The 6,287-nt window shown below is 66.4% G+C and carries 5 protein-coding genes; all 5 read right to left on the bottom strand.

Going from position 1 to position 6,287, the window contains the following annotated elements; translation table 11 throughout:
* Positions 1 to 3: 3 nt before the first annotated feature.
* The 5 genes from mdcE to RT551_RS20950 all read right to left on the bottom strand — a co-directional run bounded on the left by mdcE (position 4) and on the right by RT551_RS20950 (position 6,028).
* The gene (gene mdcE / locus RT551_RS20970) at positions 4 to 714 is read right to left on the bottom strand and encodes a biotin-independent malonate decarboxylase subunit gamma (protein ID WP_313462085.1); all 711 of its coding nucleotides are present in this window, start codon (positions 712 to 714) and stop codon (positions 4 to 6) included.
* The gene (locus RT551_RS20965) at positions 711 to 1,619 is read right to left on the bottom strand and encodes a biotin-independent malonate decarboxylase subunit beta (protein WP_313462083.1); all 909 of its coding nucleotides are present in this window, start codon (positions 1,617 to 1,619) and stop codon (positions 711 to 713) included. The genes mdcE and RT551_RS20965 overlap by 4 nt, the downstream gene beginning before the upstream one ends.
* Positions 1,616 to 1,936, bottom strand: coding sequence for a malonate decarboxylase acyl carrier protein (mdcC, locus tag RT551_RS20960; RefSeq protein ID WP_313462081.1), 321 nt, complete (start codon positions 1,934 to 1,936; stop codon positions 1,616 to 1,618). The genes RT551_RS20965 and mdcC overlap by 4 nt, the downstream gene beginning before the upstream one ends.
* A gap of 9 nt (positions 1,937 to 1,945) precedes the next feature.
* Positions 1,946 to 3,589 carry a malonate decarboxylase subunit alpha gene (gene mdcA, locus RT551_RS20955; RefSeq protein WP_313462078.1) on the bottom strand — a complete coding sequence of 548 codons (1,644 nt, stop codon included), beginning with the start codon at positions 3,587 to 3,589 and terminating at the stop codon, positions 1,946 to 1,948.
* A gap of 276 nt (positions 3,590 to 3,865) precedes the next feature.
* The gene (locus RT551_RS20950) at positions 3,866 to 6,028 is read right to left on the bottom strand and encodes a TonB-dependent siderophore receptor (protein WP_313462076.1); all 2,163 of its coding nucleotides are present in this window, start codon (positions 6,026 to 6,028) and stop codon (positions 3,866 to 3,868) included.
* Positions 6,029 to 6,287: the final 259 nt, after the last annotated feature.

The raw sequence follows: 6,287 nt of genomic DNA, 5'->3' as shown, positions 1-6,287 counted from the left end.
CGGTCAGGCATTGCCGTGGGCCACTTCAGCGGCGACGCTCCCCGCCAGGGTGCGACCACCGCGCTCGGCACCCCGTGCCGCGCGATGGTCGCCAGCCGCCGGGGTGCGCAACGCCTGCAGCAGGTGCTGCGCCAGGTCATCGGGCCACAGCGATTCCACCGCGCCCATCGCCACGTAGTTCTCCACGCCCGGCGCGAACACCGGCGAACTCTGGCTGAGCGCCTGCAGCTTCTCCAACGGCTGCTTGGTCACCCTCGCCATTGCACGCAGGTCCATCACCCGCACCTGTGCGTCGGGCAGGGCGTGTATATGGTCGGCCATCAGCCCGAACGACAGGAAGCCACCGCTGACCGATTCGCCGTACACCAGGGTCACCAGCAGCGCACCGCGCCGACGCGCCAGGTCGAGCGTCTGTGCCAGATGCGCGAAGTAGCCATTGATGCCCAGCAGTTCGTCGCGCCGCGCCAGCCGCTGACCGGCGGTATCCACCAGCATCACGATCGGGCGCTGCGGACGCTCGGCGGTGCTGGCCAGCACGGTGTCGGCAAGCGCCAGCGCGTGGTCCACGCCGACTTCAATCTTGTCGGTGGTGCCGATCACGGTAACCACACCGTCATCGGTGCGCGCCGTGCCACCGAGCACCGCGTCGCTGACCGTGACGTCGTGGCCCAGCGGAAACAGCGCGTCCAGCAGGGTCTGCAGCGCAACGGTCATGGCAGGCTCCGGGTGGCGGTGGCGGCAAGGAAGGCATCGGTGTCGAGCAGCGGCAGCCGCTCCGGATCTGCGATGCCCTGGAGGGTCCAGATGTCCAGGCCATCACGGCAGTCGCCCCAGGCCTGCACGCGGGCCTGCAGGGCGGCATGCCGGGCCTGCAGCGCGTGCAGGGCCGCGTCGGTGTCCGTGCTTGACGTGTCCGGTTGGAGCGCGTCGTAGGCGGCATCGGCGAAGGCATCCATCGCATCGGCCACCAGCACCTGGGCCTGGTCGATCAGATAGCGGTGTTTGCCACCGGTGACGCGCCAGACCAGCGCGCGATCGCGCGCATCGAATTCTTCCACGCCACGCACGGTTTCGATTACTTCAGGGCCGGACAACGAGAGGCGGCCCTCTTCGGACATGATCACCGTGCTGCAGCAGCGGGCGACGATGCCCATGCCGCCGAAGGCACCGTTGCCGCTGCCGATCAGCGCCAGCACCGGCACGCCGACCGCACGTGCGGCCAGGGTGGCGCGCATGATCTCGGAGATGGCAATCAGGCCGGCATTGGCCTCATGCAGGCGTACACCGCCGGTGTCGAGCAGCAGCAGGACGCCGTCGGGGCGGGTCTGCACCGCGCGCTGCAGCAGGCCGGTGAGTTTGGCTCCGTGCACTTCGCCGACGCCACCGCCCATGAACGGTCCCTGCTGGGCTGCGATCAGCACCGATTTCCCGCGCAGCGTGCCGCTGCCGACCACGATGCCGTCATCAAAGGCAGCAGGCTGGTCCAGCTGCGCCAGATGCGGGCTGGTCATGCGCCGGGCCGGGCCAAGGAACTCGGTGAAGCTGCCTGCGTCGAGCAGGGCGGCGATACGCTCGCGGGCATCGGCCTCATAGTAGCTGTGTCGTTGGGTGCGGGTCATTGCGGAGCTCCTTCGTGCAGCGCCTGCACCGCCTGGTCCAGACGCAGGCTGACCACCGCCGGGGTGGCCCCCGCATCGTTGATCGACACCTGCACATCGCGCAGCGGATGGCGCGCCGCGAAATCGGCAATCACCGCCTGCCAGATGCTGCCGAAGCCGGTGGCGGCGGTCACGATGCGCACCTGCATCGCGCCGTCCAGCGGTGCCGCCTCCAGCAGCACTTCCAGGTTGCCCGACGCCAGCACGCCGACCAGCACGGCCTGCGGCGGGAACTGCACGGCGGTGTGGCCGTCGAATCGATAATCGAGGGTTTCCATCTGCGCTCCTTACCAGTTGCGGAAACGCTTGGGCGGGTCGTAGAGGCCGCCGGACCAGCGCACAAGATCTTTCACCGAACGCGCGGCCAGCAGGTCGCGGCTGGCATCGCGCGGGTTGATGCCCAGATCCTCCGGCCGCTGGATCACCCCACGGTCGCGCAGGTTTTCCACCATGGTGCGGTCACGCCCGAGGCCCACAGCGGTGTAGCCGGACACCCCGCGGATCGCCTGTTCGCGTTCTTCCGGGGTGTGGCACAGCAGCAGGTTGGCGATGCCTTCCTCGGTAAGCACATGGCTGACGTCGTCGCCATAGATCATCACCGGCGGCAGTGGCATCTGTGCGCGTTCGGCCAGCTCCCACGCGTCCAGGCGCTCGACGAAGGCCGGGGCCATGTGCTCGCGGAAGGTTTCCACCATCTGCACCACCAGCTTGCGCCCGCGCGGCATTTCTCCCGGGCGCGCGGCTTGTTGTCCGGCCTTGAGCCACGCGTCGCTGGCGTGGCGGCGGCCGCGTGCATCCGAGCCCATGTTCGGCGCACCGCCGAAACCGGCGATGCGGTCGCGGGTGGCGGTGGAGCTGTTGCCCTGCAGATCGATCTGCAGCGTGGAGCCGATGAACATGTCGCAGGCATACAGGCCAGCAGTCTGCGAGAACGCGCGGTTGGAGCGCATCGAGCCGTCGGCACCGGTGAAGAACACATCGCCGCGCGCGGCGATGTACTTCTCCATGCCCAGCTCGGAGCCGAACGAATGCACCGACTTCACGAAGCCCGATTCAATCGCGGGGATCAGTGCCGGATGCGGGTTCAGCGCCCAGTGCTGGCAGATCTTGCCTTTGAGCCCGAGCGATTCGGCGTAGGTGGGCAGCAGCAGTTCGATCGCGGCGGTGTCGAAGCCGATGCCGTGATTGAGCCGGTTGACGCCGTACTCGGCGTAGATGCCCTTGATGGCCATCATTGCCATCAGCACCTGGATCTCCGAGATCTGCGCCGGGTCGCGGGTGAACAGCGGTTCGATATGGTTCGGGCGCGGAGCCTGGACCACGAAGTTGACCCAATCGGCCGGAATATCGACGCGGGGGAGGGTGTCGACGATCTCGTTGACCTGGGCGATGACGATGCCGCCGCCAAAGGCGGTGGCTTCCACGATCACCGGGGTGTCTTCGGTGTTCGGGCCGGTGTACAGGTTGCCGTTGCGGTCGGCCGCCTGCGCGGCCACCAGGGCCACCTGCGGAGTGAGGTCGATGAAGTAGCGGCCGAACAGTTCCAGGTAGGTGTGGATGGCCCCGATCTGGATGCGCCCTTCGGCGACCAGGTTGGCCAGCCGCACCGACTGTGGGCCGGAGAAGGAGAAATCCAGCTTCGAGGCGATGCCGCGCTCGAACACGTCCAGATGCGAGGGCAGCGACAGCACCGACTGCACCATGTGCAGGTCATGCACGCGGCTGGGGTCGAGCCCGGCCAGGGATTGGGCGAGGAAGTCAGCCTGTTTCTGGTTGTTGCCTTCCAGGCAGACCTTGTCGCCCGGTTCCAGTACCGCGTGCAGCAGCTCCACCACGTCGTCGGCGGCCACTTCATGGCCGCGGGCGAAGGCGGCGGCCCGTTGCAGACGGGCCTGGCGGCCGCGTGCCTTGCTGTCCCAGCTGGGGGTCATTGCAGTCATCCCGGGGGTGTTGATGTAATTACGGCATAATTACGGAGGGAGATGCAACCCGCAGTGCAGCAAAAGAAAGGGCCCGCCGGTGGCGGGCCCTGTTCAGGTTTACGTGATCGGTGACTCGGCGCGATCCGTGCGCTCGGTTTGGTCCGCGCGATCCGTAGAGCCGGGCTTGCCCGGCTGCCGTACGCGCGGCTCCAACCGCAGCCGGGCAAGCCCGGCTCTACGCGGCGTGCGTCGAACCCGTAGTGCCGGGCCATGCCCGGCAACCGGTCAAAACGCCCAGCGCAGGCTGGCCGACACAAACCGCGGCTCGCCGTAGTTGTTGTAGTCCAGGTTCGCCCAGTAGGTCTTGTCCAACGCGTTGCGCACGTTGAGCGAAGCCGTCCAGTTATCGCTGATGCGGTAGTTGGCGTGCAGGTTGACCAGCATGTAAGACGGCTGGGTCACCGTGCGGGTGCCACCCAGCGGGTAGGGGATGTTGTAACCCTCGACCTTGCTCTGCCACTGCAGGCCGCCACCGATGGTCAAACGGTCCAGCACGCCCGGCAGGCGCACGCTGGTGTTCAACTGCAGCAGGTCTTCCGGCGGGTTCGCGTACAGCAGGTCGGTCGCCGCGCGGGTCACCTTGACGTGGGTGAAGCCGGCATTGACCGTCCAGCCCGGCAGGATCTCGCCGTTGACATCCACTTCCCAGCCGCGCGACTTGGTGCCGTTGACGCCGATGTAGGCCGAGCTGCCGTCGCTGAGCGAACCATCCGGCAGGCTCATGTCACGCACCGCATAGTTGTCCTGCTTGGCTTCGAAGATCGCCGCATTGGCGGTCAGCTTGCCATCGAACCACTGCGACTTGATGCCGGCTTCCAGGTTGGACCCTTCCACCGGAGCCAGCAGGTTCTCGTTGCGGTCCTTGTAGTTCTGCGGATTGAAGATTTCGGTGTAGCTGGCGTAGACGGAGAAGTCCGGCACGATGTCGTACACCAGACCCACGTACGGAGTGACTTCATCGGTGACCTTGTAGGCACCGCTGGTGCCGGTGTAGGCACCGGCCGCGTTGTAGCTGCGGCTCAGGGTTTCCCAGCGGCTCAGCCGCGCACCGGCGATCAGCGACAGCGGGTCGGCCAGGCGTAGGCGGGTCGACGCATACACGCCGCTCTGCTTGGTATGGGCGATGCGGCGCGCACCAGTACGGCTGGCACGCAGTTCCGGAATGTCGCCGTCCCAGGTGTGGATGTTGGGGATGTCGTAGCGCCAGTTGGCCACCGAGGTCAGCGTCCAGGTGGTGGCTTCCAGATTGTTGTAGCTGCCGCCGATCACCACGTCGTGTTCGCGACCAAACGCCGGGAACTTGCCCGACAGGTAGAGGTCCGCGCCCTTGCGGGTATCTTCCGCGTCGCCGGCACCGGCCAGCAGGTACATGCCGGCACCGGTGACCGGATCCGGGTAGCCGCTGCCGTACACGCGCACGTTCTGCACGTTGCCGCGGGTGTAGGCGGTGTTGAGCTTGAGCAGCCAGTTCTCGCCGAAGCGCTGTTCCAGATTGCTGAAGACGGTGCTGGTTTCGCGCTGCCAGTAGCTCCACTTCGGAGCCAGGTTGGTTTCGCGCGGCAGGTGGGCGAAGGTGCCGTCGCTGTTGAAGAACGGCACGGTGCCCCAGGTCGACCCGACCGGATTGTTGTCCTGGCGCTGGTAGCCGACAGTGACGGTGGTGGAGTCGGTGATGTCACCTTCCAGCACGGCCATGCCGGCCATCTTGTCTTCCTTGTAGCGGTCGTAATACAGCTCACGATCGGTATAGGCGGCGACCACGCGGCTGCGGAAGCGGCCGTCGCTGGTCAGCGGCGCGTTGACGTCCGCTTCAAGGCGGCGGAAGTCCCAGCTGCCGGCGCTGACGGCGACGGAGGCATCGAATTCCTTGCCCGGGCGCTTGCGCAGCAGGTTGACGGTCGCCGAGGGAATGCCGGCACCGCTGAGCAGGCCGTTGGCACCGCGGATGACTTCGACGCGGTCGTAGAAGGCGGTGTCGTATTCCTGGTTGGTGGAGCCGCTGTAGGTAGGCAGGCCATCGACCTGGAAGTCGGTGATGGTGAAGCCACGCGCGTAGTACAGCGGGCGCTGGGTGTCGTAGAACGAAACGCTCACGCCGGTGACGTTGCGCATTACATCGTTGATCGAGAACAGCGCTTCGTCCTGCAGACGGTCAATCCCGATCACGCTGGTGGACTGCGGCGTTTCCTGCAGCGTGATCGGCAGGCGGGTGGTGCTCGACGGTGCCGCCTGCGTGCCGACCACATTGACCTGGTCCAGGGTCTTGGCATCGGCGGCGGCGGTATCCGCCAGGGCAACAGCTGGAGCGGTGCCGGCGAGGACGACGAGCAGGGCAACCCCCAGCGGGGCGCGACGGAAAGAGCGGGGCGAAGCAGCGCGTAAGGACATGCGAAGGTCTCGGAAAGCCCAAGGGGAGGGCACGACGGGACGCAAATGTAAATCGTTCGCATTCCAATTACAAGAATTTAACAATGAGGCGTGCCCGCGAAAGCGCTGCGATGGCATGCGATACGTATCGCCGGGCTTTGCCCGGCTGCTGTTGGATTCAGGCGAACAGCCGGTGTCCATCGGTTTCCGTGTTTGGGCGCGCCGGGGTGGGTTTGCGGGACACGCCGTGAATACGTCCCTGTAGGCTCGTCAAAAACAT

The organism is Stenotrophomonas sp., from assembly GCF_032103445.1.
Lineage (GTDB): Bacteria > Pseudomonadota > Gammaproteobacteria > Xanthomonadales > Xanthomonadaceae > Stenotrophomonas.
This window is presented reverse-complemented; position numbering and strand designations above follow the sequence as displayed.

Excerpts from the sequence above, each read along its gene's own strand:
- RT551_RS20965 (WP_313462083.1), bottom strand. The coding sequence starts at position 1,619 with ATGACCCGCACCCAACGACACAGCTACTATGAGGCCGATGCCCGCGAG.
- RT551_RS20950 (WP_313462076.1), bottom strand. The coding sequence starts at position 6,028 with ATGTCCTTACGCGCTGCTTCGCCCCGCTCTTTCCGTCGCGCCCCGCTG.
- mdcC (WP_313462081.1), bottom strand. The coding sequence starts at position 1,936 with ATGGAAACCCTCGATTATCGATTCGACGGCCACACCGCCGTGCAGTTC.
- mdcE (WP_313462085.1), bottom strand. The coding sequence starts at position 714 with ATGACCGTTGCGCTGCAGACCCTGCTGGACGCGCTGTTTCCGCTGGGC.
- mdcA (WP_313462078.1), bottom strand. The coding sequence starts at position 3,589 with ATGACCCCCAGCTGGGACAGCAAGGCACGCGGCCGCCAGGCCCGTCTG.